The 26112-nt window shown below is 68.9% G+C and carries 24 protein-coding genes; 7 read left to right on the forward strand and 17 right to left on the reverse strand.

The window, feature by feature from the left end; all coding sequences use genetic code 11:
- From ACHZD8_RS07135 to mtrA, 6 genes are all read right to left on the reverse strand, one after another.
- A partial coding sequence (locus ACHZD8_RS07135) for a DEAD/DEAH box helicase (RefSeq protein WP_394769502.1) occupies positions 1-1231 on the reverse strand: 1231 nt, incomplete at its 3' end.
- A gap of 255 nt (positions 1232-1486) precedes the next feature.
- A complete protein-coding gene (gene hpf, locus ACHZD8_RS07140; RefSeq protein ID WP_394769503.1) occupies positions 1487-2185 on the reverse strand; it encodes a ribosome hibernation-promoting factor, HPF/YfiA family in 699 nt (232 codons plus the stop codon).
- Positions 2186-2304: 119 nt separating this feature from the next.
- A complete protein-coding gene (locus ACHZD8_RS07145; protein ID WP_394769504.1) occupies positions 2305-2949 on the reverse strand; it encodes a ComF family protein in 645 nt (214 codons plus the stop codon).
- 68 nt (positions 2950-3017) lie between these two features.
- Complete coding sequence (locus ACHZD8_RS07150) at positions 3018-4712, reverse strand: LpqB family beta-propeller domain-containing protein (RefSeq protein ID WP_394769505.1); 1695 nt, start codon at positions 4710-4712, stop codon at positions 3018-3020.
- Positions 4705-6303 (reverse strand): MtrAB system histidine kinase MtrB, encoded by a 1599-nt coding sequence (gene mtrB, locus ACHZD8_RS07155; protein ID WP_394769506.1) that lies wholly within the window; start codon positions 6301-6303, stop codon positions 4705-4707. Before mtrB ends, ACHZD8_RS07150 begins: the two co-directional genes overlap by 8 nt.
- Before the next feature lie 15 nt (positions 6304-6318).
- Complete coding sequence (gene mtrA / locus ACHZD8_RS07160; protein ID WP_394769507.1) at positions 6319-6999, reverse strand: MtrAB system response regulator MtrA; 681 nt, start codon at positions 6997-6999, stop codon at positions 6319-6321.
- Positions 7000-7128: 129 nt separating this feature from the next.
- Here mtrA and ACHZD8_RS07165 point away from each other — a divergent pair, with 129 nt between their 5' ends.
- The 5 genes from ACHZD8_RS07165 to ACHZD8_RS07185 are packed head-to-tail and all read left to right on the forward strand — an operon-like array spanning position 7129 to position 12525.
- On the forward strand, positions 7129-8355 hold the full coding sequence (locus ACHZD8_RS07165) for a glycerophosphoryl diester phosphodiesterase membrane domain-containing protein (protein WP_394769508.1): 1227 nt from the start codon (positions 7129-7131) through the stop codon (positions 8353-8355).
- Positions 8352-8999: a DUF4129 domain-containing protein gene (locus ACHZD8_RS07170; protein WP_394769509.1), complete on the forward strand. Its 648-nt coding sequence runs from the start codon at positions 8352-8354 to the stop codon at positions 8997-8999. Before ACHZD8_RS07165 ends, ACHZD8_RS07170 begins: the two co-directional genes overlap by 4 nt.
- The gene (locus tag ACHZD8_RS07175; protein ID WP_394769510.1) at positions 8996-10174 is read left to right on the forward strand and encodes a DUF4350 domain-containing protein; all 1179 of its coding nucleotides are present in this window, start codon (positions 8996-8998) and stop codon (positions 10172-10174) included. Before ACHZD8_RS07170 ends, ACHZD8_RS07175 begins: the two co-directional genes overlap by 4 nt.
- A gap of 21 nt (positions 10175-10195) precedes the next feature.
- Positions 10196-11206 carry an AAA family ATPase gene (locus tag ACHZD8_RS07180; protein ID WP_394769511.1) on the forward strand — a complete coding sequence of 337 codons (1011 nt, stop codon included), beginning with the start codon at positions 10196-10198 and terminating at the stop codon, positions 11204-11206.
- Positions 11207-11208: 2 nt separating this feature from the next.
- Positions 11209-12525, forward strand: coding sequence for a DUF58 domain-containing protein (locus ACHZD8_RS07185; protein WP_394769512.1), 1317 nt, complete (start codon positions 11209-11211; stop codon positions 12523-12525).
- A 305-nt stretch (positions 12526-12830) separates the two neighbouring features.
- Here the strand turns inward: ACHZD8_RS07185 and ACHZD8_RS07190 are convergent, their stop codons facing one another.
- The 5 genes from ACHZD8_RS07190 to ACHZD8_RS07210 are packed head-to-tail and all read right to left on the reverse strand — an operon-like array spanning position 12831 to position 17065.
- Positions 12831-14306, reverse strand: coding sequence for a catalase (locus tag ACHZD8_RS07190; RefSeq protein WP_394769552.1), 1476 nt, complete (start codon positions 14304-14306; stop codon positions 12831-12833).
- Positions 14300-14743 carry a Fur family transcriptional regulator gene (locus ACHZD8_RS07195; RefSeq protein ID WP_394769513.1) on the reverse strand — a complete coding sequence of 148 codons (444 nt, stop codon included), beginning with the start codon at positions 14741-14743 and terminating at the stop codon, positions 14300-14302. The genes ACHZD8_RS07190 and ACHZD8_RS07195 overlap by 7 nt, the downstream gene beginning before the upstream one ends.
- Before the next feature lie 48 nt (positions 14744-14791).
- A complete protein-coding gene (locus tag ACHZD8_RS07200) occupies positions 14792-15133 on the reverse strand; it encodes a hypothetical protein (RefSeq protein ID WP_394769514.1) in 342 nt (113 codons plus the stop codon).
- A gap of 14 nt (positions 15134-15147) precedes the next feature.
- The gene (locus tag ACHZD8_RS07205; protein WP_394769515.1) at positions 15148-16068 is read right to left on the reverse strand and encodes an MFS transporter; all 921 of its coding nucleotides are present in this window, start codon (positions 16066-16068) and stop codon (positions 15148-15150) included.
- Between the two features lies 1 nt (position 16069).
- Complete coding sequence (locus ACHZD8_RS07210; RefSeq protein ID WP_394769516.1) at positions 16070-17065, reverse strand: stage II sporulation protein M; 996 nt, start codon at positions 17063-17065, stop codon at positions 16070-16072.
- Between the two features lie 17 nt (positions 17066-17082).
- On the opposite strand from ACHZD8_RS07210, the gene ACHZD8_RS07215 reads away from it, so the two are divergent.
- Complete coding sequence (locus tag ACHZD8_RS07215; protein WP_394769517.1) at positions 17083-17952, forward strand: RDD family protein; 870 nt, start codon at positions 17083-17085, stop codon at positions 17950-17952.
- Between the two features lie 198 nt (positions 17953-18150).
- Here the strand turns inward: ACHZD8_RS07215 and ACHZD8_RS07220 are convergent, their stop codons facing one another.
- Together ACHZD8_RS07220 and ACHZD8_RS07225 are read right to left on the reverse strand one after the other, a co-directional pair.
- Positions 18151-19626: a glycosyltransferase gene (locus ACHZD8_RS07220; protein ID WP_394769518.1), complete on the reverse strand. Its 1476-nt coding sequence runs from the start codon at positions 19624-19626 to the stop codon at positions 18151-18153.
- Positions 19623-19940 (reverse strand): hypothetical protein, encoded by a 318-nt coding sequence (locus tag ACHZD8_RS07225; RefSeq protein WP_394769519.1) that lies wholly within the window; start codon positions 19938-19940, stop codon positions 19623-19625. The genes ACHZD8_RS07220 and ACHZD8_RS07225 overlap by 4 nt, the downstream gene beginning before the upstream one ends.
- 56 nt (positions 19941-19996) lie before the next feature.
- Between ACHZD8_RS07225 and ACHZD8_RS07230 the strand changes: the two genes are divergently transcribed.
- The gene (locus ACHZD8_RS07230; RefSeq protein ID WP_394769520.1) at positions 19997-20944 is read left to right on the forward strand and encodes a glycosyltransferase; all 948 of its coding nucleotides are present in this window, start codon (positions 19997-19999) and stop codon (positions 20942-20944) included.
- On the opposite strand, the gene ACHZD8_RS07235 is transcribed toward ACHZD8_RS07230, so the two are convergent.
- From ACHZD8_RS07235 to ahcY, 4 genes are all read right to left on the reverse strand, one after another.
- Positions 20941-21963 (reverse strand): glycosyltransferase family 2 protein, encoded by a 1023-nt coding sequence (locus tag ACHZD8_RS07235; RefSeq protein ID WP_394769521.1) that lies wholly within the window; start codon positions 21961-21963, stop codon positions 20941-20943. The two genes, ACHZD8_RS07230 and ACHZD8_RS07235, sit on opposite strands and share 4 nt — an antisense overlap.
- Positions 21964-23205 (reverse strand): glycosyltransferase family 1 protein, encoded by a 1242-nt coding sequence (locus ACHZD8_RS07240; RefSeq protein ID WP_394769522.1) that lies wholly within the window; start codon positions 23203-23205, stop codon positions 21964-21966.
- A gap of 41 nt (positions 23206-23246) precedes the next feature.
- Positions 23247-24404 (reverse strand): dTDP-4-amino-4,6-dideoxygalactose transaminase, encoded by a 1158-nt coding sequence (gene rffA / locus ACHZD8_RS07245; protein ID WP_394769523.1) that lies wholly within the window; start codon positions 24402-24404, stop codon positions 23247-23249.
- Positions 24405-24587: 183 nt separating this feature from the next.
- On the reverse strand, positions 24588-26051 hold the full coding sequence (gene ahcY / locus ACHZD8_RS07250; RefSeq protein WP_394769524.1) for an adenosylhomocysteinase: 1464 nt from the start codon (positions 26049-26051) through the stop codon (positions 24588-24590).
- Positions 26052-26112: the final 61 nt, after the last annotated feature.

The following is a 26112-nucleotide window of genomic DNA, read 5'->3' on the forward strand; positions in this document are numbered from 1 at the left end:
TGTAGACGAGGTCGGACTGGTCGATGCGCTGCATCGGCTTGTTCGTGGGGATGGAGACAACACCGAGCTTGTAGGTGCTCATGAACTCGGCGGCCTCGGTCTCGGCCGTACCGGTCATACCGGAGAGCTTCTTGTAGAGGCGGAAGTAGTTCTGCAGGGTGACCGTGGCGAGGGTCTGGTTCTCGGCCTTGACCTCGACACCCTCCTTGGCCTCGATGGCCTGGTGGATGCCCTCGTTGTAGCGGCGGCCCATCAGGATACGGCCGGTGTGCTCGTCGACGATGAGCACCTCGCCGTTCATGACGACGTAGTCCTTGTCCTTCTTGAACAGGGCGGATGCCTTGATCGAGTTGTTGAGGAACGAGATGAGCGGGGTGTTCGCCGACTCGTACAGGTTGTCGATGCCGAGGTAGTCCTCGACCTTCTCGATGCCGGGTTCGAGCACGCCCACGGTGCGCTTCTTCTCGTCGACCTCGTAGTCGACGTCGGGGGTGAGCCTCTTGGCGAGGTTCGCGAACTCGTTGAACCAGCGGTTGGCCTCCCCCGACGCGGGGCCGGAGATGATGAGCGGGGTGCGCGCCTCGTCGATGAGGATCGAGTCGACCTCGTCGACGATCGCGTAGTTGTGTCCGCGCTGCACCATGTCGCTCGCCTGCCACGCCATGTTGTCGCGCAGGTAGTCGAAGCCGAACTCGTTGTTCGTGCCGTAGGTGATGTCCGCCTCGTACTGCTCGCGGCGCTCGGCGGGGGTCTGGCCGGAGAGGATGCAGCCGGTGGTCATGCCGAGAGCACGGAAGATGCGCCCCATGAGCTCCGACTGGTAGCTGGCCAGGTAGTCGTTGACCGTGATCACGTGCACGCCGCGGGACGGGATGGCGTTGAGGTACGCGGCGAGCGTTGCCACGAGGGTCTTGCCCTCTCCGGTCTTCATCTCGGCGATGTTGCCCAGGTGCAGGGCCGCTCCGCCCATGAGCTGCACGTCGAAGTGACGCAGGCCCAGGGTGCGGGTGGACGCCTCACGGACGGCGGCGAAGGCCTCCGGCAGCAGGTCTTCCAGGGACTCGCCGTTCGAGTAGCGCTCGCGGAACTCGTTCGTCTCGTTCTTCAGGTCCTCGTCGCTGAGTTCCTTGAAGTCGTCCTCGAGGTGGTTCACGGCGAGCGCGTACCGCTCGAGCCTGCGAAGGGTTCGTCCCTCGCCGACGCGAAGGACCTTTTCTAGAACGTTGGCCACTGCTCACTCCAGATGCATCAAGTCGGGTCAGGTGCTGGGCCGCAGTCATCGCGACAACGCGGCGCCTGTGTCGGAGCCGAACCCGAGTTTTCGGTTCGGTCACGCCGTGCGACTCGCGCGACGCGCGTGACCAATCCGTAATCTTAGCAAGCCTAGCTTGAGCCGAGCCTGACAACGGGGCGCTTCGCGGCATCCGCACCCCCCGTTAACGGGCAGTCCCGGCGGGCGGCTTCTCGCCACCCGCCGGGACCGGACTCAGCCGCGCAGCTTGCGGTTGGCCGTCGCGGCCTCCTGGAACTCCTCGGCGTCGTGGTCGAGACCGATCACGCCGTAGTCCCAGCCCTTGCGCCGGTAGACGACGCTCGGGCGCTCCGTCTCGGCATCGATGAACAGGTAGAAGTCGTGGCCGACGAGTTCCATGTAGTAGAGCGCGTCATCGACGGTCATCGGCACGGAGGCGAAGACCTTCTTGCGGATGACGACGGGGCTCCACTCCGGCTCCACCTCGGCCACCTCCTCGACGCTCTCCACGGTGGGGATCGAGCCGGTGCGCACCTTCTCCATCACCGCCGGGTCGGCCGGCCGGATGTCAGTCACGCTGAAGCCGTTCGAACTCGCCTCGCGCAGGGAGGTGGGTCGATGCTTGCCTCGATGAACCTTGTGTCGATCCTTGGCCCGGCGCAATCGCTCGACGAGCTTGTCGATGGCGAGGTCGAAGGCCACGTACTTGTCGGGTCCGGTGGATTCCGCGCGCACCAAGGGGCCCGGTCCGATGAGGGTCAGCTCGACGCGATCGTCGCCGCTCGAGCCGAGCTTCTCGTTATGCCGACTTACCTTCACCTCGAACGCGAGGGCCTTGTCGGCCAGGTGGGCGATCTTCTCGGCCTTTTCGGTTGCGTATGCCCGGAATCGATCAGTGATCCCTAGGTTGCGGCCGGTGATGGAAATTTCCATGGCTCTCCCCAGTTCCTGTTTGGCGCGATGCCCGGTGGAACCAGGCGATCAATCCGCGCCTCTTTCGCCCACCGTAGACCTGTTGCACGGGCCGTGTCACTGTTTTGTCGGTGTGTGTCCTAAGAATCGGCCGACCTCTTCGGCGTGTCGGCGAGGGTGGCCGCCGAGACCACCTCGGCGCCCGCGTCGCGAAGCGCTCGGGCCGCCTCGGTGATGGTCGCCCCGGTGGTGAGCACGTCGTCGATGAGCACGAAGCGACGCCCGTCGAGAGGCATCGTCGCCCGCATCGATCCCGGGAGATTGCGCGCGCGGTCCGCCCTGCCGAGGGACTTCTGCTCGGTCCTGGCGGCCGAGGGGGCGAGCACCCTCGCCGATCGCCCGAGCCCGGTGCCGCGCAGGAGAACCGCCACCGGGTCGAAGCCGCGCCGCCGGAACGAGGCGCGGCTGGAGGGCACGGCAACGAGTTGCACCGGCCCGTGCACGACGGTGCCGATCGCCGCGGCGAGCGGTCGGGCGAGCGCGCGGGCGACATCCGTCCTGCCCTGCTCCTTGAGGGCCAGGATCGCGTGCCGCACGCTCCCCTCGTAGCGCAGCGCCGAGGTCACCGAGGTGCCGTCGGCGAGACGGATGCTGCGCGGCTGCGGATCGAGGGCCGCCCGGCAGCCGGGGCACAGCCCGCGGTCCGCCGCGCCACACCCCGCGCAACTCACCGGCATCAACACCGACCAGGCATCGAGCGCCGCGTCAACGAGAAACCGTCTCATCGCCCAAGGATGGCCTCGGGAGGGCCCTCCGCGGCCGGGGTGGCCCGCACCTGTGGACAACCGCCGGCTCAGCGCTGAGTGGCGATGAAGTCGACCTTGACCCTGGTGTTCTGCCAGCTGCTGCCCTGGAACGCCCAGATCGTGGAGTCGCCCGCGAGAACGCGCAGCCCCGTCTGGCCGTTGCCGCCCACGATGGCGCTCGCCGCGTTGGACGGCAGGCTGTCGAGCGACTGGCGCTGCCCACCGATGGTGAACGCCTCGATGTTCGATCCCTCACTGGTCGACACGAGCGTCGCCACGGTCAACTGGTCAACCCAGGTCGCATCGACGGCGCCACCATCGCCGAGGGGCAGATCCACGATGGGCGCCTTGAGGCTCAGGGGCGCCTGCTTGTCCGGGTCGCGCAGGATCGCCGAGACGATGAGCCGCGGTCCGGTGGGAGTCGAGAGCAGGATCACCACGCGGGCGCCGTCGCGCGACACCTCGAGGGACTGGACCTGCGAGTCGCCGGGAAGGGCCGCCATGACCGGATGCGGGGTGCCGGCCGGATCGAACGCCGTGATGGCGTTGGGCTGGTTCGACGGCACCGACCAGACATAGCCGTTTTCGTCGAGGGACGGCGCCACGAGACCGGCGCGCGTGTCGAGAGGCGGCGTCTGGGCCACGCCCTTGCGCAGCAGCGACACTCCCCCGGCGCCGAGCACCGCGATCGAGGCCCCGTCGGAGGACAACGTCGCCGCCCGAGCCTTGAGGGCGACCACCGCGCGGCTCAGGCTGAGCGCCGCGACCTGACCGTTGGCATAGAAACCGAACTCGCCCTTGCGCAGCACGAGCGCCTGGGCGTCCACCTTGGTGTCGGCCTGCGGTCCACTCGCGCCCAGGTCGTCGATCTGCAGCGGGGTCCCCTCCACCGAGATCCGCACGCTCGAGATGTTGCCGACCGAGCGCAGGCTCTCCGAGAGCTGTAGCTTCATGAGCTGGCGCTCGCGCGGACTGGCCGCCAGAGACTCCTTGGAGAGGTCGATGGTGGCCACCCCGTCCTCCGGCGTCACGATGCTGCCCGCGTCGCTGAGCTGGGTGCCCTCCGGAAAGCGCGAGAACGCCGCCCCCTTGAGCCAGGTGGGAGGTCCGGCGAGCAACGAGGTGGCGACGCCCGTCGCGGCAGTCCCGCGGGGGAACCAGCGCAGGTCGGGCACGAGGTGCTCGTTGTTCGAGTCGAGGAAGTAGAGCGTCTGCTGGGTGAAGATGCGCTGGAACGTCTGGTCGGAGAGCACGATTCCGGCCGGCGCGGCATTGATGCGCCACTGGCCGTCCTCCTTCACGAAGCCGAACTGCAGGGTCGACGGCTGGGAGGACTCGGTGTATGCGCCGAGGGCGTCGACGGTGGCGATCGTGTCGAACGAGTAGAGGATGGTGCTGTCGTTCACCGCCGAGAGCCGCGGCTGGCCGGTGCGCACCTGCACGCTCGCGCGCGGGTCCCACTTGTCCTTGAAGGTGGAGGCCAGGAACTTCTTCGCCACGGCGTAGCCGCCGGTCGCCGAGGTGAACGCGGCAACGAATCCCTTGAGGATGCTCTCCTTGCTGGCGCCGAGCTCCGGGCCCTCCGGGTTGAAGTCGAAGTTGGCGCCGCCGGAGCCCGCGCTGAGCGAGAGCCCCTGGTTCACCGGCCCGTCGCCGGGGATGCCGACACAGCCGCTGGCCCCGGCCACGACGACGATCGCGATCGCGGCCGCGAGCACACGGCGCAGGCCGCGCTCAGTCATGGTCGACTCCGAGGTGGATCGAGTCGTCCGGCGGCAGGTCGAGCGGCGACGACACGATCGGCTTGCCGCGTTCGCGAGGCAGGGTGAGACGAAAACAGGTGCCGACACCGAACTCGGACCACACCTCCAGCCAGCCGTCGTGCAGCGCGGCGTCCTCGAGCGAGATCGCCAGCCCGAGGCCCGTGCCGCCGATGGTGCGCTGCCGGGACGGGTCGGCCCGCCAGAACCGGTCGAAGACCCTGGACACCTCCGACGGTTTCATCCCGATGCCGTAGTCCCGCACGGCGAGCGCGATGGCACTCGCGTTGCTGTCCACCATCACGACGATGGGGCGCCCCTCGCCGTGCTCGATCGCGTTGCCGAGGAGGTTGCGGAGCACGCGGCGGATGCGTCGGGCATCCACCTCCGCCTCGAAGTAGCCGCCGGGGGCCACGAGTCGCAGGGCCGATCCGCGCTCGTCGGCGAGCGGCTGCATCGTGTCGACGGCGTCCTCCACCAGCCGCACGAGGTTGGTGGGCTCGAGCTCGAGCTCCACGGCGCCCGCGTCGTAGCGGCTCACCTCGAGGAGGTCGGCGAGCAGCACCTCGAAGCGCTGCACCTGGGTGCGCAGGAGCTCGGCCGTGCGCGCGGTCGACGGCTCGAAGGACTCGCGCTGGTCGTAGAGCACGTCGCCGGCGAGCCGGATCGTCGTGAGCGGGGTGCGCAACTCGTGCGACACGTCGGAGACGAAGCGCTGCTGCAGCCTGGACAGCTCGGCGAGCTTGGTGATCTGTTCCTGCAGGCTGTCGGCCATGCCGTTGAAGGAGCGCGCGAGGGTGGCGATCACGTCGTCTCCCTTCTCCGGGATGCGCTGCTCCAGCTGCCCGGCGGCCAGTTTCTCACTCGTTTCTGCGGCCACTCTGATCGGTCCGACCACGAGTCGCACGACGATGTAGGTGACCGCCCCGATGAGCAGGATGAGGGCGAGCCCGCCGAGCAGGAGGGTCTGCTTCACGAAGTTGAGGGTGACGGCAACCTGCGAGAGGTCGTAGACGAGGTACAGCTCGTAGCTGCCCGCGGACGGCACCGTCACGTTCGACCCCACGACGAGCCCCGGCGACCCGTCGGTGAGCGTCACCGACTGGAATTGCACGTGCTGGGGGTCGGCGACGACCCTCTTGCGCAGGGCCTCGGTCACGACATCCGGAAAGTTCGTTGAGCTCGCCGGCTGCATGATCGCCGAGGTGGTCTGCCCCGGGGTGCGCAGGATCGCGAACGCCGTTCCTCCCTGGGTGGTCGTGGAGGGCAGGATCTTGTCCCGCACGGTGCCCGGGAGGCTGTCCAGCTCCACGGTCGGGCCCTGGTCGCCGACGGGCTCTGCCGCATCGAAGATGCCCTGGGCGAGGTTGTGGGCGCTGCGCGCCTCATCCTGCACCTGGTTGCTGCGCGACGCGAAGAGGTTGTTGCCGATGCTCACGACGATCGAGGAGCCGATGATGAGCACGGCGAGGCCGGAGAGCACCACGGTGATGGTGACCGTGCGGAACTGCAGCGACGTGCGCCAGAACCGCACGAGCCGACCGAGATACGACCGCCAGTCGAGGATCTTCATGGGGAGCCGGACGAGTTAGGTGCTGGCACCCGCGCGATAGCCGACACCGCGAACGGTCATCACGATCCGCGGGTTGTCCGGATCGTCTTCGACCTTCGCGCGCAGCCGCTGCACGTGCACATTCACGAGGCGGGTGTCTGCCTTGTAGTGGTAGCCCCAGACCTGTTCGAGGAGCATCTCGCGGGTGAACACCTGCTGGGGCTTGAGCGCCAGCGCCAGCAGCAGCTCGAACTCGAGCGGGGTGAGGTTGATCTTGTTGTCTCCGCGCCGTACCTCGTGGCCGGCCACGTCGAGTCGCAGGTCACCCACCTGGAGCACGTCGGCGCTGCCGGTGGGAGTCGGGCGGAGGCGGGTGCGGATGCGTGCCACCAGCTCCTTGGGATTGAAGGGCTTGACGACGTAGTCGTCGGCCCCGCTCTCCAGACCGCGCACGACATCCGAGGACTCGGACTTGGCGGTGAGCATGATGATGGGCACGCCGGATTCGGTGCGGATCTCCGCGCAGACCTCGATGCCGTCCTTGCCCGGGAGCATGAGGTCGAGGAGCACGAGGTCGGGTTTGGCCGTGCGGAACGCCTCGAGGGCGAGGGAGCCGTCGGCACAGAAGATCGGCTCGAAGCCTTCCGAGCGGAGAACGATGCCGATCATTTCTGCGAGCGCGGTGTCATCGTCCACCACAAGAATTCGTGCGGTCATCGTCCCGTCTTTGGTTCGGAGCCCCCGCTGATTTCGGGTTTCGTGAGGCTTTCGCATAAGAGTAGTCGAGTGTGAAAGCATAATTGCCGAGGGTGTGAACCAGACGACAGCCGACTGAGGGGAACGCGAGTGACCGACGACACGCAGTGGCAGTCGCCCGAGGGCCGCCCAGGGGGCACAAATGGGGCGGGAACGCCCGGAATCCCGCCGATTCTGCCCGTGCCGGCGCCCGCCTCCGGCTACTACACCCCACCCGGTCAGGGATCGAGGCCGCAGTCGGCGCAGGGGCAACCCGGCTGGACGCCACCGCCGAAGCCCGGGCTCATCCCGCTTCGACCGCTCGACCTGGGCACCATCCTCGGCGCGTCGTTCCGGGTGCTGCGGCGCAATCCGCGCCCCACTTTTGGGGCGGCGCTCTTGCTGCAGGGCTCGGCCTACCTCCTCCTCTACGCCGTGGTCGGCCTCGTCACCTTCTTCTCGGTCTCCCGCATCAACTCGAGCACCAACGCGGACAACGCCACGATCGCGGCCGGTTCGGTCGCGACGATCGTGCTCGCGAGTCTCGTGCCGGTGCTGTTGTCGGCGGTCGTCGGCGCGCTGGTGCAGGGAATCATCGTGCTCGAGATCTCCCGCGCCACGCTCGGCGAGAAGCAGACCTTCCGCGAGCTGTACGGCCGGGCGCGCGGCCGCATCGGCGCCCTGATCGGCTGGACCCTCATCGTGGGCGCGGTGCTGCTGGTCGCCTTCGGCGTGCTCGCGGGCCTCGTCGCCCTCTTCGTGGCGACCCTCGGCGTGGCCGGAATCGTGATCGGGGTGCTGCTCGGCGTCTTCGGCGGCCTCGGCTTCCTGGTGGTTGCCGCCTGGATCACCACCAAACTCAGCCTGGTGCCGAGCGTGCTCATGATCGAACGTCTCAGCATCCGGCAGGCGGTGGCGCGCTCCTGGAAACTCACTCGGGGCTCCTTCTGGCGGGTGTTCGGCATCCAGCTGCTGGTGAGCGTGATCATCAGCGTGATCTCGCAGGTCGTCTCCGCGCCGCTCGGCTTCATCGCGCCGATCGCTATCGGGCTCCTCGACCCGAACGGCCAGCAGGGGGCGGTCACTGTCGTCGTCACGGGCGCGCTTCTGGTCTTGACGGTGATCGTGACCGTCGTCTTCCTCGCGATCAGCACCGTGGTGCAGACCGCGACGACCGCGCTCCTCTACGTCGACCTCCGGATGCGCCGGGAGGGGCTGGACCTGGAGCTCGTGCGCTTCGTGGAGGCCAGGCAGTCCGGCGCCGCCGGTGTCGCCGATCCGTACCTGCCGCGGGAGGCCGGCGTGCCGGCACCGGCGGGCGATTCGCCCTGGGCATGAACCTGCCGCTCGACGTTCCGGTCGATCCGGATGCCGCCCAGGCCCAGCAGCGGATCATCGCCGAACTCGCCAAGGCCCAGTACCGCGCGGCCCAACCCACCTGGTTCGACCGGGCGTCCGCCGCGTTCTGGGACTGGCTGAAGTCGCTCACCGCCGGGGTCGGCGGCCCCTTCCAGGGACCCATCCTCGCCATCGCGGCCCTGGTGGTGCTCGCCGTGGTGGTGGTCGCGTTCCTCATCTTCGGGGTGCCGCGGCTTGGACGACGCAGCGCGGTCACCGGTGCGCTCTTCGGCATGGGCGACGAGCGCGACGCCGCGGCGATGCGGCGCGCGGCGAATGATGCGGCGGCGAGGGAGGACTGGGCTCTCGCCATCGAGGAGATGTTCCGATCCATCGCGCGGGGTCTCGCCGAGCGCACCATCCTCACGACCTCGCCGGGCACCACAGCCCGGGAGTTCTCCGCCCGGGCGGGAGCCCTCTTCCCCTCCCTCGCCGCGGCGCTCGCCGCCACGGCCACGGTGTTCGACGAGGTGCGTTACCTCGACGGCCCAGGCACGGAGGCGGCCTACCGCCGCGCCGCCGAACTCGAGGCCGAGCTGCGCTCCATCCGGTCCCCCCTGTCGACCGCGGGCGGCGGCGGATGACCGCCACGTCGACCACCCCCACGATTCGCCGGGCCACCCGTCGATCGCTGTTCTGGATCATCGCGGCAACCTTCCTCGTGCTGGTCGCGATCCTCGGGATCGCCCTCACCGGCTCGGCCCTCTCCCGCGGCACCGCGTTCTCGGCCACCAATCCCGGGCCGATCGGCAGCATGGCGGTGGCCGAGGTGCTGCGTCAGCAGGGGCTGGATGTGCGGGTGGCCGGCTCGTTCGGCTCGGCGAAGTCCGCCCTCGTCGCCCGCCCGGACTCCACGCTGTTTCTCTACGACTCCGGCGACTTCCTCGACGACACGCGACTGACCGAGATCGCCGGCCTGGCCAGGGATGTCGTGGTGCTCACCCCCGGGTTCGCCCAGTTGCGGGCGCTGGCCCCGCAGGTGGCCCAGGCCGGGACGGTGAAGCGGAAGGTGCTGCGCAGCGACTGCGCGCTTTCCGCGGTCGCGAAGGCGGAGTCGGTGACCGGCGCGGGCCGCGGCTACCGGATGACGGGAACAGACACGGTCGCCACGCGCTGCCTGGGCAGCGGGTCGAAGGTCTTCTCCCTCATCCGTCTCGAGCGCGGCGGCCGCACGGTCACGGTGCTCGGCACGACGGACGCCCTGTCGAACGAGCACGTCGCCGAGCGCGGAAACGCGGCGCTCGCCCTCAACCTGCTCGGCGCCAACCCGCGGCTCGTCTGGTACCTGCCGACGATCGACGACACCGCGACCGCGGGCGCCCCGAGCATCGCCGAGCTCACCCCCGTGTGGGTCAGCTCCGTGATGGCGCTGCTCGTGATCGTGGCGATCGCCGCCGCGTTCTGGCGGGGCCGCCGGATGGGGCCGCTCGTGATCGAGAACCTGCCGGTGACGGTGCGCGCGAGCGAGACCATGGAGGGGCGGGCCCGGCTCTACCAGCGCGGCGGGGCTCGGCTGCGCGCCCTCGACTCGCTTCGGGTCGGCACCATCGCCCGCGTCGCCGCCCTGTGCGGCCTACCGCGGCTCGCGACCGTGGACGACGTGATCGCCGCCGCATCCGCCGTCACGGGTTCCGACCCCCGGCAGCTGCGCTCGCTGCTGCTCGACGAGACCCCGCGCACCGACCGCGAACTCGTGCGACTGTCCGACCGGCTCCTTGAACTCGAGCGCTCGGTCGCCCGCTCGATCCGCCCCGCCTGACCGACCATGGAGAATGAACGCATGACTGACACCGCCCAAGGATCGCCGGAAGCCCCGGCAGCGCAGGAGCCTCGACACCAGTCCCCCGCCGTGCGCGACCAGTTCGCTCGGGTGCGCACCGAGGTGGGCAAGGCCGTCGTCGGCCAGGACGGTGCGGTCACGGGTCTCATCATCGCGCTGCTCGCCGGCGGCCACGTGCTGCTCGAAGGGGTTCCCGGGGTCGCCAAGACGCTGCTCGTGCGCACCCTGAGCCGGGCGCTTCGGCTCGACACCAAGCGCGTGCAGTTCACCCCGGACCTCATGCCGGGCGACGTGACCGGCTCCCTGGTCTACGACGCCAAGATCGGCGAGTTCGACTTTCGTGCGGGCCCGGTGTTCACCAACATCCTGCTCGCCGACGAGATCAACCGCACTCCCCCGAAGACCCAGGCGGCGCTGCTCGAGGCGATGGAGGAGCGCCAGGTGAGCGTGGACGGCGACACCCGCCTGCTCCCGGTGCCGTTCATCGTCGCCGCCACCCAGAACCCGATCGAGTACGAGGGCACCTACACGCTGCCGGAGGCCCAGCTCGACCGCTTCCTGCTCAAGCTCGTTCTCGACATCCCGGAACGGGCGGATGAGGTGGAGGTGCTCACCAGGAGCGCCGCCGGCTTCAACCCGCGCAACCTCGAGGCCGCGGGCGTGAGTGCCGTGCTCGACGCCGCGGGTCTCGCTGCCGCCCAGGCCGAGGTCGCACTCGTCGGCTCGAGCCCGGACGTGATCGCCTACATCGTCGACCTCGCCCGTGCCACCCGGCAGAGCCCGTCGGTAAAGCTCGGGGTGAGCCCGCGCGGGACGACGGCTCTCCTCTCGGCCGCGAAGGCCTGGGCCTGGCTGAACGGCTCGACGGCCATCACTCCGGATCACGTGCAGGCCATGCTGCTGCCCGTCTGGCGGCACCGGGTGCAGCTTCGCCCAGAGGCGGAACTCGAGGGCGTGTCGTCAGACTCGATCCTGCGCTCGATCATGCAACAGGTGCAGGTGCCGATCTAGCCATGGCGGTCTCCGGTCGTTTCGTGCTGCTCGTGGCGCTCGGCATCGTGCCGATCGTGCTGCTCGACGACCCGGTCTTGCTGCTCGGCTGGCTCGCCGTCGTCGCGCTCGTGGGCACCGGGGACCTCATCCTCGCCGGCTCCCCGCGCACCCTCGCGCTCGAGCGCGACCTGCCGGAGCGGGTGCGGCTCGGCGAGACCGTCTTCTCCACCCTGTACCTGGCCAATGCCGGCCGGCGCCGGATTCGCGGGATCGTGCGAGACGGCTGGCAGCCGTCGGCGGGAGCGAGCCCCAGCCGCGCGCGCCTGGACCTGCCGCCCGGCGAACGCCGGGCGATCGTGACGACTCTCACCCCGTTCCGCCGCGGCGAGCGCCGGGCCGCGCAGGTGACGGTGCGGTCGTTCGGACCGCTCGGCCTGCTGGCCCGCCAGGCCACCCTGGAGCTCGCCGGCGCCATCCGAGTGCTCCCGCCGTTCAACTCGCGCAAGCACCTGCCGTCGAGGCTCGCCCAGTTGAGGGAGCTCGACGGAAAGACGAGCGTGATGATCCGGGGGCAGGGCACCGAGTTCGACAGCCTGCGCGAATACGTGCGCGGGGACGACGTGCGATCGATCGACTGGCGGGCCACAGCGCGGCGCACCGACCCGTCGACCGGCGCCGGGCCTCAACTCGTCGTGCGCACCTGGCGCCCGGAACGCGACCGCCGGGTGGTGATCGTGATCGACAGCGGCCGCACCTCCGCGGCGCGCATCGCCAACGAGCCGCGCATCGACACGGCGTTCGAGTCGTCGCTGCTGCTCGGCGCCCTCGCGACGCGGGCCGGCGACCGCGTCGACCTCGTGGTCTACGACCGCCGGGTGCGCGGGCGGGTGCAGGGGGCGACCGGCGCCGAACTGCTCTCCCGCATGGTCAACGTGATGGCGCCGATCGACCCGCAGCTCATCGAGATGGACTGGTCGGCGGTGCCGGGGCTCGTCGCGTCGATCACGAGCCATCGTGTGCTCGTGGTGATCATGACCTCGATCGAGGCGGCAGGCGCATCCCAGGGGCTGCTGGCCGTGCTCCCGCAGCTCACCCGCAAGCACATGGTGGTGGTGTCGTCGGTGGTCGATCCCACGATCGCCGAGGCGACCCGCGAGCGGTCGAACCGGGACGAGGTCTATCGTGCGGCCGCCGCCGAACGCTCGGCGCTCGACTCGACCCGAATCGCGGCCGCCATCCGGCAGCTGGGGGCGGATGTCGTTACCGCGACCCCGGCGGACCTTCCGCCGGCCCTTGCCGACCGCTACATCGCGCTCAAGGCCGCCGGTCGCCTGTAGCGTTCGGGCGACTCTGCGCCTGGTCTCGCCCCGTCCCGGCCCGCCGTGTCCCGGGCCGCCGTGCCCGGGGAGACTCCAGTTATGCAGGACGGGCTGTGCAGGACACCTCGTGCGGGATGGGGCCGGCACGCGGCGTCCTGCACAACGGGAGTGTGCTGCACCCCGCCGCCCGGGGAGACTCCAGTTATGCAGGACGGGCTGTGCAGAACACATCCTGCAAAACACGTCCTGCAAAACTGGAGTCTGCCGGAGTAGTGCCGACCCCCGACGCGAGCGGGCCCGAGGGACCGAACGGTCCGAGCGCCCTACTCGGCGACCTTGACGAACTCCGCGGACGCTCCGGAGAGCGCGTCTCGCAGCGCGGCGCCGAGGTGCGCGTCGACATTCGTCCAGTACTGGATTGCGCGCTCCCGGATCTCCGCCGAGGTGACGCCGCCGACGGCGCCCGTGAGGGTGTCGAGGAATCGGGTCTTGGCCGCATCGTCGAACACGTCACGGTAGAGCGTGCCGGCCTGCCCGAAGTCACTGTCTTCGGAGTGCAGGGTGGCGGCGGAGCGCACGAGGTCCCCGTCGCTCTCCCAGCTCCCCTCGGCGGCGGCCGCGGCATCCGCCACCGCACCGCCGAAGGAGTTCGGCGCGTAGACGGGGGATGCGGCGGGCTTGAAGCCGTGACGGCCGGCGCCATCCTGCGTGTAGCTGTTCACGGGTGCGATCGGGGCGTTGACCGGGATCTCGTTGTAGTTGGTGCCGACCCGGTAGCGCTGGGCGTCCGGGTAGGAGAACACGCGTGCCAGCAGCATCTTGTCCGGGCTCACCGCGATGCCGGGCACCGTGTTCGCCGGGGAGAACGCCGCCTGCTCGATCTGGGCGAAGAAGTTCTCCGGGTTGCGGTCGAGGGTGTGGGTGCCCACCTTGATGAGCGGGTAGTCCGCCTTCGGCCAGACCTTGGTGAGGTCGAAGGGGTTGAAGCGGTAGGTCTTCGCGTCCTCGTACGGCATCACCTGCACGTGGACATCCCACGACGGGAAGTCGCCGGACTCGATCGCGTCGTGCAGGTCGCGGCGGTAGTGGTCCGCGTCGGCACCGGCGATGAGCTCGGCCTCCGCGCCGCCGATCTCGACGTTGCCCTGGTTGGAGGTGAAGTGGTACTTCACCCAGAAGCGCTCGCCCTCGGCGTTGATCCACTGGTAGGTGTGTGAGCCGAAGCCGGGCATTTCGCGCCAGGAGCGCGGCAGGCCACGGTCGCCCATGAGATAGGTGACCTGGTGCGCCGACTCCGGGGACAGCGTCCAGAAGTCCCACTGCATGTCTGGGTCGCGCAGCCCGGAACCCGGGAGGCGCTTCTGCGAGTGGATGAAGTCCGGAAACTTGATTCCGTCGCGGATGAAGAACACCGGCGTGTTGTTGCCGACGATGTCGTAGTTGCCCTCGGTGGTGTAGAACTTCACCGAGAAACCGCGCACGTCGCGCCAGGTGTCCGGGCTGCCCTGCTCGCCGGCAACACTCGAGAAGCGCTGCAGCGTCTCGGTGGTGGTACCCGGCTGGAAGACGGCGGCGCGGGTGAAGCGTGACACGTCCTCGGTCACCACGAAGGTGCCGAACGCGCCGCCACCCTTGGCGTGCACGATCCGCTCCGGAATGCGTTCGCGGTTGAACTGCGCGAGCTTCTCGACGAGATATCGGTCGTGCAGCACCGCAGCGCCGTCGGCCCCGACGGTGAGCGAGTGCTCGTCGCTCGCTACCGGGGTTCCGGTCTGGGATGTGGTGGGTTCCGTCACGATGTCTCCTTCATTTTGCGGTCGTTGGCGTGCTGGCAGGAGGCGCAGAGGCCCCAGAAAGTCACTTCGGCGGTGGTGATGACGTACCCGCTCGAGTCGTTGGGCGCGAGGCATGGTGCCGAGCCGTGCACGCAATCCACGTCGGCCACCGCCCCGCAGCCCGTGCAGACGATGTGGTGGTGGTTGTCCCCGATGCGCCGCTCGTACAGCGCCGGGGACCGCGCGGGCTCAATGCGCCGCACGAGGCCGGCGGCAGTGAGGTCGGCCAGCACGTTGTGCACGGACTGCACGGACATGTCGGGGCGCTCTGCCCGCACCGCGTGGGAGAGCGTCTCGGCGTCGGAGTGCGGCAGCCTCTCGAGCGCCGCGAGCACCGCGAGCCGACCCCGGGTGACCCGGAGTCCCTCCCCATGAAGTTGGGATTCGAGGGGCGCGGACACCCTCCCCACTCTGCCAGTTATCGTGAACTATTCATAATTACCGAAGGGTCAGACGGACTCAGTCTCGAGACCGGTGGGGAGCGTGCGCATCCCGAGCAGCGGGGAGAACACGACGAAGGAGGTGCCGGCGATCGAGCCGGCGAACGCGATCCAGAGCGTGGGGACGATTCCGATCCATCCGCCCAAAGCGCCGCCCACGAGACTAGCGATCGGCATCACGCCCCAGACGACGCAGCGGATCGATGCGTTCATTCGCCCGAGAAGGCGCGGCGGGCAGAGCCGCTGGCGCAACGTCACCTGGGTGATGTTGTAGACCAGCACGAGGAACGACTGGATGAACTGCGCCACGATGAGCACGGGCAGCGCGGCCCTCGGAACCAGGGCTGCCAAGGGAAGGGCGCCGATCACCAGGGCGCTCGCGATCGCGGACAGCGGGATGACCGTGCCCTCGCCGAGAAGACGGGCGAGGTACGGCGTGGCCAGCGCCCCGAGCAGCCCACCGACGGCACCGACCGACAGGATGAGGCCGAGCGCGCCTGGGCCGAGTCCCAGGGTGCGCAGAAGCAGCAGCGGGAAGAGCACGAACGCGAGGGTGAGAAGAAGTTCGAGGCGGCGGTGGTGCCGACGATCCGACGGATCAGCGGCTGGCCCGCGACGAACCGCACCCCCTCCGCGATCTCCCGGCCGAGCCCGAGCCGATCGGCCGGGTCCGTGCGAACCTCGTTGTCCCTGATCCGGGTGAGGGCGGCGGCAGAGACGAGGAAGGAGATCGCATCCGCCAGCAGGAGCAGCGGTGCCGAAATCACCGTGAGCAGGGCGCCGGCGAGCCCCGGGCCGCCGATCCGCGCCACCTCGAAACTCGCTTCGAGCTTCGAGTTGGCATCGGCGACCTGCCGCGACTCGACCAGGATCGGGATGTAGCTCTGGTACGAGACGTCGAAGAAAACCGTGGCGGTGCCCACCACCACGCCCACGATCACGAGCTGCCAGATCTGCAGCACGCCGAGCCACCAGAGCAGCGGGATCGTGGCGAGCGCCAGCGCCCGCACGAGGTCGGCCACGATCATCACACGGCGCTTGAGCATCCGATCCACCCACGCCCCGGCCGGCAGCCCCACAAGGAGGAAGGCCGCGGTGTCCGCCGCGTTCAGGATGCCCAGCTGCCACGCCTCGGCGTGCAGCACGAGCACGGCGAGCACGGGGATGGCGAGTTGGCTGAACTGCGAGCCGAACTGGCTGATCGTCTCCGCGCCCCAGAGCCAGCGGAATCCGCGGTGCCGGAACACCGACGCCGGCCTCGACGCGGCCTCCGGGCTGGCGCTCACGCTAGCCCGCCACGATCTGCCGGGCCCCCGCCTCGAACTCCCCCAGGTCTCCCGTCTCGCCCGCCCGGTGGGCCCGCCGCCCGACCCCCCACTGGTAGAAGAGAAACGCGCCGAGGGCGACCGAGCCTATGCCGATCTTGATCACCCATGGCCAGTCCTGGCGGGTGACGAAGCCCTCGATGATCCCGGAGACGAGGAGGGAGAGGATGAGGCCGATGACGACCGTGAACAGGGCCCGGCCCTCCTCGGCCAGGGCCCTGGCCCGCGTGCGGGCACCCGGCGCGATCCACGCCCAGAAGATGGCCATCCCGGCCGCCCCAGCGGTGAAGATCGAGTAGAGCTCGAGCTGGCCGTGCGGCGCGATGTAGAGGAAGAAGATGTCGAGCCGGTCGTGGGAGGCCATCAGCGCGCCGGACAACCCGATGCTCTGGGCGTTCATGAACAGCAGGTACGGCGCGTAGACACCGGTGATGCCGAAGGCGATGCACTGTGCGGCGAGCCAGGCGTTGTTCGTCCAGACCTGGCCGGTGAACGACGAGGGCGAGTGGTTGGAGTAGTAGTTGACGAAGTCCTGCTCCACGAACTGCTTGCGGAACTCGGCCGTTCCGAAGTGCGCGATGACCCCGGGCGTGTTGAGCGCCCACAGGGCGTACAGCGTCGCCACGAGCGCCGTTCCGAACGCGACGGCGAGGCAGAGCCAGCGGATGCGGAAGAGCGCGGCGGGCAGCTGGGCGGCGAAGAACTGGGGCACCTGGCTGACCACGTTGCGGCCGGCGCCGGTGAACCGGAGTCGTGCGCGCGAGAGTCCGACGGAGAGTCGATCGCCCTGGATCGTCTGGCCGGCCGTGGTCTTGATGGCCGAAAGCTGGCTCGATCCCGACTGGTATCGCTCGATCAGCCGGTCGGCCTCCGCACCGGTGAAGCGGCGCTTCTTGCCGAGCCGGGCAAGCTCGTCCCACTCATCGCTGTGCGCGGCGGAATAGGCGTCGAGATCCATCTGCTTAAATACTAGACATGGCATTCGAGCCCCGCTCCGCTTTTGTCGCGTCGTCTGTGCCGACGACGACGGAGGACGATGCCGAGCTCATGACCGGCGAGGCCGTCGCGCTCGATCTGCGCCCAACAAGTTTCGTGCTGAGGGCCGCCGGAGCGCTCATCGATTTCGCCGTATACCTGGGCATCTGGCTGCTCATCATCCTCGCGCTCTCCTCGCCTCTCTTCGGCAGAATGCTCGATGAGGCGAGCGGGGCCGCGGCCGCCGTCGCCGCCCTCGTCTTCTGCCTCATCGTGCTGCCGACGGCGGTGGAGACGGCGACCCAGGGCAAGTCCCTCGGCCGACTCGCGATCGGGGCGCGGATCGTGCGGGACGACGGAGGTTCGATCGCGTCCCGGCATGCCTTCATCCGCGCGCTCACCGGCGTGCTCGAGATCTTCTTCACCCTCGGCGGGATCGCCGCGATGGTGGCCATGCTCAACGGCCGGTCGAAGCGGCTCGGCGACCTTCTCGCCGGCACCTACAGCCAGAACGAGCGGGTCTCCGGACCCACCCCGGCCGTGTTCGGCATGCCGGCGGAGCTCCTCGACTGGTCGAGGACCGCGGATGTGGCGCGGCTGCCAGACGGACTGGCCCGGCGGATCACGCAGTTCCTCGGCCAGGCCGCCCGCCTGTCACCCGACGCGCGGACCCGGCTGGCCCACGACCTCGCCAACGAGGCGTCGACCTTCGTGTCACCGCTGCCGCGCGTGAACCCCGAGCTGTTCCTCGCCGGCGTCGCCGTGATCCGTCGCGAGCGCGAGTCCCGCGCCCTGCTGCTCGAACGCGAGCGGCTCGAGCACCTCACGCCGGTGCTCCGCACCCTCCCGCACGACTTCCCCGACCGCTGACGGGGAGTCGCCCCGCACGTACCGCCGCCCGCGACGCCCTTGCCGCGCAGCTCCGCTCACCCACGCCGCACCATCCGAAATCCATGCATTTCTTGCCCGACCCCGGCGTGTCTGTGACGACACGCCGAGTGGCGGCCAGAAATGCATGGATTTCGGAACGGTCGGAAGGGGGAGAGGCACCCGCCGGCCCGGCTGGGCTCAGCGCCAATACGGGTCGTTGAGCAGCCGGGTGCCCCAGTGGCGCCGGATCGTGGCCAGCTCCTCCGGCACGACGGTCGCCACCCGGCTCTTCGATTCGAAGTGGAAGAGCCGCGCGTGAGGGGTCCAGATGATGCTCCGGCCGGTGGAGCGAACCTTGAGCGAGAGGTCGACATCGTTGTAGTTGCCGGCGTAGAGCGTGGAGAAACCGCCAACCTCCCAGAAGGTGTCGGCGGAGATCATGGCGCACGCCGCGGTGACGCCCGAGACCTCCCGGTCGACGCCGAGAGAACCCAGCGGGTCGTCCCGCCCCGGTTGCCAGCCGAACGCGATGTGGCCGGCCCAGCTGTCGCGGTAGAGGTGCCCGCCGTGCTGCACGGTTCCGTCCTCGAAGTGCAGCAGGGTGCCCACCATGCCGATGCCCGGCTGCTGGGCGAGACCGAGCATCACCTCGATCCAGTCGGCGCTGATGAGCTCCACGTCGTCGTTGAGCAGCACCAGATAGTCCCCGCGGGCGTGAACCGCGCCGCGGTTCATCTTGCCGGAGAAATTGAAGGGACCGGACCAGCGCACGAGGCGAAGCCGGTCCCCGGCGACCTCGACCAGGCTGTCGATCACCGCCTGGGGGGTGGCGTCGTCGGCGACGACGACTATCTCGATCGGGGCATACGTCGTGCGCTCGAGTATTCCGCGTACGGCATCGACCACGAGCACGTTCTCGGCGCCTCGAATCGTGGCTCGGCCGCCGCGCGTGGGGATCACGATCGACACGAGCGGGGCGCCCGAGATCGGATAGCGCAGCCGGAGCGCCGATCCGGCAATCGACACCTCGGCAGAGACGCCGCGGGCGGCGACCGCGTCCGCCGATGCGCGCCGGTGAGCCTCCGTGGGGGCTCCGGCCGCTCCCTGCGAGCGACTGAGCTCCTCGGGGATCGCGAGCACCCGCCTCTCGTCCGCCGCCAACCGCAGCGCGATGTCGAACCGATGCGCGCCGCCTAGGCCGGGGCGGAAGCCGCCGACCGCCCGGACCGAGTCGACGCGGAAGCCGCGCATCGCGCCGAGGTAGTCCTGCGATAGCAGCCGGATGGGCGAGGGCGCCGGGCGTCGTGCCACCTCGCCGTCCGCGAGTTGCGTGTCACCGTAGAACAGGTCGATGTCGAACCGGCCGAGTGTTCGCCCCAGCGTGGAGTTCGCCCCAGGCACGAGCTGGCTGGCGGCGTCCAGCCACACTATCCAGTCGCTCGGCGTCTGGGACAGCAGCGTGTTCAGCAGGCCAGAGTCGTCCCCGTCCGGAGTAGCGACCAGTCGCACCGGCGAATCCCCAAGGCGCAACTCGTCGATGATGCCGGCGTCGACGATGGCCACGATCTCCGCGAACGACGCGGATTGCCCGGTCGCCGAGCCCAGCGCATTCCGCACCGAGGAGATCGGCTGCCCGGCGCCGTAAATCCACAGCGAGCGGCTGGGACCGCTCATCGGCGGCGAAGCCGTCGCCCGGCACGTTGGAGCACCCGCACCGGAATCGTCACCACTCGACCGACGCGCCACGGCAGCGAGCGCCGAAGTTCGAGCAGTTGCTGTTCGGCGCTGAGCTGTTCGGTGGGAGTGAGCTGCCGGGACGCCGCGACCTGGGCGAGCTGGGCCTCGAGGCCCTTCACCCGATCCACGAGTTCGAGCTGCTGCTCCGGCGAGAGCGAACGGGTGGGCGCCCTCGCCTCATCCTCGCGTCCGGCCCACGGAGCGTTCCCCGCATCGGTCACGACAACCCGCTTCTTCCCTCGTTCACTCACCGCCCCTACTGTAACGCCCCGGTTGGAGGCGCATCGCGGGCCGTCGATAATGGGGTGTGACCGAAACCTCTCCGACCGGCGCGATCACCGTCATCGCCGTCGTTCCCACCTTTCGGCCAGACGAGGCCCTTCTCGACGGCTTGCACGCCCTGGCCCCACAGGTCGATTCGATCATCGTCGTCGACGACGGCAGTCCCGCCGACTCGCACGCCATTCTCGAGGCGGTGGAGCAGGCCGGATTCGAGGTGCAGCGCAGCGCGCGGAACGCCGGCATCGCGGCGGCGATCAACGCCGGAATCAGGACCGCTCTCGCCCGCGGCGCTGACTACGTGCTCACCATCGACCAGGACACGGTGCTTCCGGCCCACTACGTCTCCGATTGCCTCACCGCGTTCACCATCGCGAGTCCGGCCACCCGCCTCGGCATCGTCTGCACCGACAGGGTCAACGGCCAGCCCTCCATTCCGGAGCACTATACGAAGGAGGGTCTCGGCCTCGTTCGCGAGGCGATCCAGTCCGGATTCCTCATCAGCGCAGTGTGTCTGGCGGAGTGCGGTCTGCTCGACGAGAGGCTGTTCATCGACTGTGTGGACACCGAGTACTGCCTCCGGATCGCGCGTCACGGCTATCGCATCGCCGTCGGCCCAGGCACGGACATCACCCATTCGCTCGGCGAACAGGCTCCCCTCCGACCGTTCGGCTTCCCGGTGCGCAACCGCGACACCGGCGAGATCGAGACCTACGAATACCACGGTCCGACCCGGCGCTACTTCATCACCCGCAACAACGTCGACCTGTTCCTGCGCTACGCGAGGGTTCGGCCCCGCTGGGTCATCTCCGCGATCAAACGCGAGATCGGTCCCACCTTCACGACGATCGTCTCCGGCCCACGGCGCGGCAGGCAGTTGCTGGCCACGCTTGTCGGGGCGGCCCACGGGCTCGTGCGCCGGCGCGGGCCGCTCAGCCCGAGCCTTCGGTGGGTGCTCTCCGGGTCTCGTTCCTAGCCGCCCTCGCGGGCATCCCGCGTCTTCTCGTGCTCGAGGGAATGCGCCGCGATGGTGCGCTGATCGTCGAGCCTCACTCTCAGCGCGCGACGATAGTTGCCCCACTTGGCCAGGTGATAGAACGGGTTGACCACGAGCCAGCGCAGCTTTGCGGCGAGCGGATAGCGGTCATCGCGCACAATGCGCAGCGAATCCCGCAGGATGTCGTAGCCGGCTCGAAGCACCTGCTTGCCCGTGCCATAGGTGGCCGCGTTCTCATCGAGACGACGCAGCGCCAGGGTCTCGTCGAAGATCCGCTTGCCGTACTCGCGCAGGGTGAGGTCGTTGGAATGCTCGACGCCGCCCCCCGGCGCGTAGGCCTTGCGGTATCCGGCCGCGATCAGGTCCCGGCCGAAGGCCATGTCCTCCGAGTAGCGGAGGTCCTGGTACGGGATGACGTCGAGCAGGAAGTCGCGCCTCGTCGCCGAGTTGACGTCGGAGTAGAACGCGAGAAGGTCCATCTCCTGGGCCGTCGGCTCCGCCTCTCCCCGCTGATAGACGGTCGGGCCGGAATCCGGGCCGAATCTGGCGAACACCGCGTCGATCTCGTACTTCTGCAGGGGGAAACAGTCGGCGCGGGGAACCTGCTTGCCGAGCACGGCCACCGCATCCAAGCCGTCCGCACGCAGCGGGTCCGTCAGCTCGCGCAACCAGCCGGTCGTGAGCGGTACGGCATCCTGGGTGAGGAAGACGAGGTTCCTCCCCCGAGCGAGGCGGGCGGCGAGGTTGCGGGTCTTGCCATGGCCGAACTCCGAATTCGGGATGACGTGCAGCCGCACCCCCGCGTGCGAGCTCACGATCGCGAGGGTGCGATCGGTGGAGCCCGAGTCGATGACCAGCACCTCGACGGTGCCGTCGAAGTCCTGCGCGTCGATCATCCGCAGGATCCGGTCGAGGTACTTCTCGCCATTGAGGGTCGGGATGATCACCGTCACGTCGACGGACGTGGTCTCCCGCGAATCGTCGGTCGGCTGAGTCATCTAGAGCGCCGTTCGCATGGCCTTTTCGAAGACCGCGATGAACGTCTCGGCCGGGTCTGACCAGCCGGCCGAGTCGACGGAGTGGGCGATCATCGCGCCGTGCTCAACGGCATCCGGCCGGTCGACGATCGCGATCAGCCGTTCGGCAATCGCCTTCGGCGACATCGGCACGTATTCGATGTGCGGGCTGTCGAAGACGCCGCGCGTGTTCGGCGCGTCGTTCACGACCGGCACGACCCCGCTGGCCATGATCTCCATCGGCAACAGCGACATGTTGGTGAGGGAGAGCACGAGGCCGGCGGCGGAGCGGTTGTAGATGGCGTCGAGCCTGGCGATGTCGACAGCCCCGTGGTTGACGTGCGGGAACGGCACGTCGTAGCCCGACATGTCCCAGCCGATGAGATTGATGGTGATGTCGGGCCGAAGGCGGTTGAGTTCCTGCAGCGCGAGGAGGCCGAACTCCGTCGCTCGGCGGGGCGTCGGCGGCCGGGCGTAGAACACCACCTCGTTGCGTCGCCCGGTGTTGGAGTAGGTGTACCGGCTGGTGTCGACGGCGAAGTCGTATGCGTCGCAGGACATCCCGTACTCGGTGCGGAGCTTCTCGCCGAGCCACTGGCCGGCGGCGATGCCGTGGAATCCGAGCCGGTACGAGTTCTCGGCCAGAACGTAGTCGCTTCCCTCGGCGAAGAAGTACGGCTCGAAGTCCTGGGCGAAGTAGAAGCGCTTGGCCTCCCCCTCGTAACGGTATGCGGCGTAGGTCGCCTCCCAGTCCGAGGCGAAGATCGCGTCGAAGCCCGGGGCGAAGCCCTCCGCCGGGTCGTACAGCCGCATGTCGCCGACGAGATCGGGATAGCCGGTCATCCCGTGCATCATGGCCCGGATCTCGTCGACATTGACCACCGGATACTTGCCCGGAGAGTAGAGGTAGACGGTCAGCTCGTGCCCGGCCTCCTCGAGAAAGCTCATGAAACGGAAGGCGTTCTGGTGGCCGCCACTGGTGCGGCTCGGGGGGCTGATCACCCAGGCGATGCGGTACTTGCCGTCGCGACCCTCCATCGGAACCGCGTTGAAGGCGCGCGGCTTGGTCCAGTCCACGGCGATCACGTCGTCGGTGTAGACGGTGGACAGTGGCGCCACAACGAACGGGCTGAAGCGGTTCGACAGGTACTTCGCGCTCCGCCAGGCGGTCGACCGAATGCCCTCCGTCTTGAGAAGGGAGAAGGCCTTGCCCACTGCAGTCATGCCAGAACGTCCGCTTCGGTGCTGTAACTCACAGATCGACCTTACAGAAGTCGGAAGGCCCGCACCGCGTCGATGACCCGACTCACCTGGTCATCCGACATCCCTGGCCAGAGCGGAAGACGCACGATTCGCCGGGAGAAGTCCTCGCTGGAGTCCAGCGAACGGAGCGTGCGACCGTAGCGCAGGCCCGCCGGACTCGAGTCGAGCGGCACGTAGTGGAAGCTGGCGATCACCCCGGCGAGCCGCAAGTGCGCGATGAGGTCGGTCTGGGATGCCCAGGTCGGCATGACCAGGAAGAAGAGGTGTGCGGCGTGGATGCCGAGCGGGGGGCTCATCAGTCTGGCCCCCAGCGCATCCGCCCACTCGCCGAGTTCGAGGGAGTAACGGTCCCAGACGCTGAGGCGTTGGCGCTGGATCTCGCCGAACTCGCTCAGTTGGGCATCGAGCACCGCGGCGCTGATCTCGCTCATCAGGTAGCTCGAACCCCAATCGACCCAGCGGTACTTGTCGATCTGGCCGCGCAGGTATTGGGATCGGTTGGTGCCCTTCTCCCGCATGATCTCGGCCCGTTCGACGAGCGCCGGATCGTTGATGATCAACGCGCCGCCCTCGCCGCAGTGCACGTTCTTGGTGTCGTGGAAACTCTGCGCGGCAAGGACGCCGACGCCGCCGAGCGTGTGCCCGCCCGCCCGCACTCCCAGTCCGTGAGCGTTGTCCTCGATGATCGGCAGCCCGTGTTCGCGGGCGATGGACACGATCGACTCGATCTCGACGGGCACCCCGCCGTAGTGCATCACCGAGATCGCCCGGGTCCTGGCACCCACCGCCTCGCTCACCTGGTTCGCGTCGACGTTGCCGGTGGCCGGATCGATGTCCACGAAGACGCAGGTGGCTCCGGTGCGCGCCACGGCATCCGCCGCCGACGGGAAGGTGAAGCTCGGGAGGATCACCTCGTCGCCCAGCCCGATTCCGAGCAGCGAGCTCGCCATCTCGAGGGAGTGCGTCGCCGAGGGGGTGAGCAGCACGTGTCCGGCCCCGGTGAGACCGGCGATCTTCTCGCTGGCGCGACGCGTGAATGGCCCGTCACCGTGCGAGTGGTCTGAGGCGAGCACCTCCGCCACGTTGGCGAGCTCGTCTTCGCTGCGATACGGACGTGAGAACGGGATGATGTCAGACGCGATCGCAACGCCGTCAGCCATGACTACCCCCGCGTCCCACACCGATTGCGGAACTTCGCTCAGTCTAGGTTCGGACCGTCGGCAGCCGACGTCGCGGCGCGCCCCAGTCTCGGCGCCCCCAGCTACCCGGACCGGCTCCGACCGGCCCCGTGCGCAGCATCCGAGCGCGGCGGCACCGGTCAGCGCCGGTCAGGCGCGCGCCGGTCAGTAGCGGTAGTGGTCGACCTTGTACGGGCCGTCGACCGGCACGCCGATGTAGGCGGCCTGCCGCTCGGACAGCACGGTGAGCTTCACGCCGAGCGCGTCGAGGTGAAGTCGGGCGACCTTCTCGTCGAGGTACTTCGGCAGCACGTAGACCTTCTTCTCGTAGTTCTCGCCGTGCGCGTAGAGCTCGATCTGGGCGAGAACCTGGTTCGTGAACGAGTTGCTCATGACGAAGGACGGATGCCCGGTCGCGTTTCCGAGGTTCATCAGGCGGCCCTCGGAGAGCACCAGGATGCTGCGCCCGGTGGGCAGGCGCCACTCGTGCACCTGCGGCTTGATCTCGATCTTCTCGGCACCGGCGAGCTTCTCGAGCCCGGCGATGTCGATCTCGTTGTCGAAGTGGCCGACGTTGGCGACGATCGCGAGGTGCTTCATGCCCAGCATGTGGTCCACGGTGAGCACGTTCTCGTTGCCGGTGCCCGTGACGAAGATGTCGACGTCGCCGACGACGTCCTCGATCGTGGTCACCTGGAATCCGTCCATCGCCGCCTGGAGCGCGTTGATCGGGTCGATCTCGCTCACGATCACGCGGGCGCCCTGACCCTTGAGGGCCTCCGCCGCGCCCTTGCCGACATCCCCGTAGCCGGCCACGAACACAACCTTGCCGCCGATCAGCACGTCGGTGGCGCGGTTGAGGCCGTCGGGCAGGGAGTGGCGGATGCCGTACTTGTTGTCGAACTTGCTCTTGGTGACCGAGTCGTTCACGTTGATCGCCGCGAACTGCAGCTCGCCGGCCTTGGCCAGCTCGTAGAGGCGGTGAACTCCGGTCGTGGTCTCCTCGGTGACGCCCTTGATCTCGGCGGCGATGCGGGTCCAGCGGTCCGGGGAGGCGGCGAGCGAGGCACGAAGGGTGTCGAGGATCACGCGCCACTCGTGGCTGTCGTCGTCCGCGGCATCCGGCACCGCGCGCGCTGCCTCGAACTCGCGACCCTTGTGAACGAGGATCGTAGCGTCCCCGCCGTCGTCGAGGATCATGTTCGGGCCGTCGAAGCCTTCACTGCTCCAGTCGAAGATCTGGCTGGTGCACCACCAGTACTCCTCGAGCGTCTCGCCCTTCCAGGCGAACACGGGAACGCCGGCCGACGACTCCGCCGTGCCGGTCGGACCGACGGCGACGGCGGCCGCCGCCTCGTCCTGGGTGGAGAAGATGTTGCAGCTCGCCCAGCGCACCTGCGCGCCGAGCGCGACGAGGGTCTCGATGAGCACCCCGGTCTGCACGGTCATGTGCAGCGAGCCGGCGATGCGGGCGCCGGCCAGCGGCTTCGACTCGCCGAACTCCTCGCGCAGGGCCATCAGGCCCGGCATCTCGTTCTCGGCGAGCCTGAACTGGTGTCGGCCGGCTTCGGCGAGGGAGAGGTCACGGACCTTGAAGGGCGCGGCAATGCTGGTGGATGTGAGCGACATGTTCCCAGATTACGCGATCGGGCGCTCCCCGGCCTGTGTGTGCGGCAGGGACCCGCGCCAG

It is taken from the genome of Lacisediminihabitans sp. (genome assembly GCF_043726815.1).
In the GTDB taxonomy this organism is placed as follows: domain Bacteria; phylum Actinomycetota; class Actinomycetes; order Actinomycetales; family Microbacteriaceae; genus Lacisediminihabitans.

Coding starts and splice junctions, on each gene's coding strand:
- hpf (WP_394769503.1), bottom strand. CDS start 2,185: ATGGAAATTTCCATCACCGGCCGCAACCTAGGGATCACTGATCGATTC.
- ACHZD8_RS07145 (WP_394769504.1), bottom strand. CDS start 2,949: ATGAGACGGTTTCTCGTTGACGCGGCGCTCGATGCCTGGTCGGTGTTG.
- ACHZD8_RS07150 (WP_394769505.1), bottom strand. CDS start 4,712: ATGACTGAGCGCGGCCTGCGCCGTGTGCTCGCGGCCGCGATCGCGATC.
- mtrB (WP_394769506.1), bottom strand. CDS start 6,303: ATGAAGATCCTCGACTGGCGGTCGTATCTCGGTCGGCTCGTGCGGTTC.
- mtrA (WP_394769507.1), bottom strand. CDS start 6,999: ATGACCGCACGAATTCTTGTGGTGGACGATGACACCGCGCTCGCAGAA.
- ACHZD8_RS07170 (WP_394769509.1), top strand. CDS start 8,352: ATGAACCTGCCGCTCGACGTTCCGGTCGATCCGGATGCCGCCCAGGCC.
- ACHZD8_RS07175 (WP_394769510.1), top strand. CDS start 8,996: ATGACCGCCACGTCGACCACCCCCACGATTCGCCGGGCCACCCGTCGA.
- ACHZD8_RS07180 (WP_394769511.1), top strand. CDS start 10,196: ATGACTGACACCGCCCAAGGATCGCCGGAAGCCCCGGCAGCGCAGGAG.
- ACHZD8_RS07185 (WP_394769512.1), top strand. CDS start 11,209: ATGGCGGTCTCCGGTCGTTTCGTGCTGCTCGTGGCGCTCGGCATCGTG.
- ACHZD8_RS07210 (WP_394769516.1), bottom strand. CDS start 17,065: ATGGATCTCGACGCCTATTCCGCCGCGCACAGCGATGAGTGGGACGAG.
- ACHZD8_RS07215 (WP_394769517.1), top strand. CDS start 17,083: ATGGCATTCGAGCCCCGCTCCGCTTTTGTCGCGTCGTCTGTGCCGACG.
- ACHZD8_RS07220 (WP_394769518.1), bottom strand. CDS start 19,626: ATGAGCGGTCCCAGCCGCTCGCTGTGGATTTACGGCGCCGGGCAGCCG.
- ACHZD8_RS07235 (WP_394769521.1), bottom strand. CDS start 21,963: ATGACTCAGCCGACCGACGATTCGCGGGAGACCACGTCCGTCGACGTG.
- ACHZD8_RS07240 (WP_394769522.1), bottom strand. CDS start 23,205: ATGACTGCAGTGGGCAAGGCCTTCTCCCTTCTCAAGACGGAGGGCATT.
- rffA (WP_394769523.1), bottom strand. CDS start 24,404: ATGGCTGACGGCGTTGCGATCGCGTCTGACATCATCCCGTTCTCACGT.
- ahcY (WP_394769524.1), bottom strand. CDS start 26,051: ATGTCGCTCACATCCACCAGCATTGCCGCGCCCTTCAAGGTCCGTGAC.